Source organism: Streptomyces graminilatus, from assembly GCF_001418565.1.
In the GTDB taxonomy this organism is placed as follows: domain Bacteria; phylum Actinomycetota; class Actinomycetes; order Streptomycetales; family Streptomycetaceae; genus Streptomyces; species Streptomyces graminilatus.
In genome coordinates this window covers 1-1,113 of the sequence record NZ_LIQQ01000796.1, presented here as the reverse complement: position 1 = coordinate 1,113, position 1,113 = coordinate 1, and the positions used below count along the sequence as shown (strand labels likewise).

The window sequence follows — 1,113 nt, the reverse complement described above, 5'->3', positions numbered from 1 at the left end:
CACCGCCACCGCCGAGGGCGATGAGGGCCCGGATCGGCTCGCCCTCGGCGGTGGCGGTGTCGATCTCCTCGGCGAGCGCGGAGAGCGGCAACTCGCCCTTCGCCTCCGGATGTTGGCTGACCCGCGAGTGCCAGCGGCCCAGCGCGAACCCGTGACTCGGTCCGGCCGGCCGGGGTGTCCGGTCCGTGGCCGCCTGCGGGAAGAGGGCGCCGCCGGGCCGGTCGAGGTTGCCGGTGAGGATGTCGAGGACGTCGACCAGCCAGCTCGCGAGGGTGCCGTGCGGGACGGTGCAACTGCCGATACGGCCGTAGACGGCGGCCGCCCGCGCGGCGGCGAGTTCACGGGCGAGGGTGCGGATGGTGCCGGCGTCCACGTCACAGGCCTCGGCGACGGCCTCGGGTGTGAAGTCCCGCACAGCCGCCCGCACTTCGGCGACGCCCTGCACGTGCGGCGCCAACTCGCCCAGGTCGACGAGGAATTCGTCGAACAGGACGAAGGCCATCGCGGCGAGCAGCAGAGCATCCGTACCGGGGCGGATCGCGATGTGCCGGTCGGCGAGCTTCGCGGTGCGGGTGCGGCGCGGGTCGATGACGGTGAGGGTGCCGCCGCGCGCCCTGAGGGCCTTCAGCTTGCCGGGGAAGTCGGGCGCGGTGCACAGACTCCCGTTGGACTCAAGGGGGTTGGCGCCGATGAGCAGCAGATGGTCGGTGCGGTCGAGGTCGGGTACGGGGATCGCGTTGGCGTCGCCGTAGAGCAGCCCGCTGGAGACGTGCTTGGGCATCTGGTCGACCGTGGAGGCGGAGAAGACGGTGCGGGTGCCGAGGCCGGCGAGCAGGACCGGCGGGTAGAGCGCCCCGGCCATGGTGTGCACGTTCGGATTCCCGAGGACGACCCCGACGGAGTTCGGCCCGTACCGCTCGACGACGCCCCGGACACCGGCCGCGACGGCGTCGAAGGCCTCCGCCCAACTCGCCTCGCGCAGTTCGCCGTCGCGTCGTACGAGGGGGGTGCGCAGTCGGTCGGGGTCGTTGTCGAGGGCCCCGAAGGAGGCGCCCTTGGGGCAGATGAACCCCTTGCTGAACACGTCGTCGCGGTCACCACGGGCCCGGGTGA

The 1,113-nt window shown here is 72.9% G+C and carries 1 protein-coding gene; it reads right to left on the bottom strand.

Going from position 1 to position 1,113, the window contains the following annotated elements; all coding sequences use genetic code 11:
- Positions 1-1,113 (bottom strand): molybdopterin-dependent oxidoreductase (locus tag AOK08_RS41660; RefSeq protein WP_157877040.1); only part of this gene is annotated, 1,113 nt, incomplete at both ends.